This window comes from Lactobacillus sp. C449L (assembly GCF_059900815.1).
Window position 1 is genome coordinate 1 of the sequence record NZ_JBWXGA010000205.1, and the last position, 459, is coordinate 459.

A 459-nucleotide genomic window follows, 5' to 3' on the forward strand; every position below is an offset into this window, starting at 1 on the left:
GGCAGATGGCGTCAGTGCTGAGTCTCCGCGTTGATCGGAATCCGCCGGCCGCCCGTCGCCTCGGCCGACTTCGGCAGGGTGACGGTCAGCACGCCGTCGCGGAAGGTGGCCCGGGCCTTCTCTTCCTCGACACCGGCGGGCAGGGCGATGCGGCGCTCGAAGCGGCCGTACCAGCGCTCGGAATAGCCGCGGTCCTTGTCCTCCGTCTCGCTCTTCTTCTCGCCGCGGATCGAAAGGACGCCGTCATCGACCGTGAGCTCGACATCCCGCTCGCTCAACCCAGGGATCTCGGCGGAGATACGGACCTCGCGCTCGTTGTCCGAGACCTCCACCGAAGGCCAGGCCAGCGCGTGCGCCGCTCCGCCCAGGGCGGGCAGGCGGAACATGTCGTCGAACAGCCTGTCGATCTCGCGCCGCAGGCTGAAGAAGGGGCTCATCTCCCCTTCCCGATAGGGGACG

General features: G+C 68.8%; 1 protein-coding gene. It reads right to left on the bottom strand.

Annotation, left to right across the window (positions count from 1 at the left end; genetic code table 11):
* Nucleotides 1–11 precede the first annotated feature (11 nt).
* Nucleotides 12–459, bottom strand: a 448-nt coding sequence (locus AC2JF9_RS09040; protein ID WP_500727094.1) for an Hsp20/alpha crystallin family protein, incomplete at its 5' end; no start/stop codon positions are given.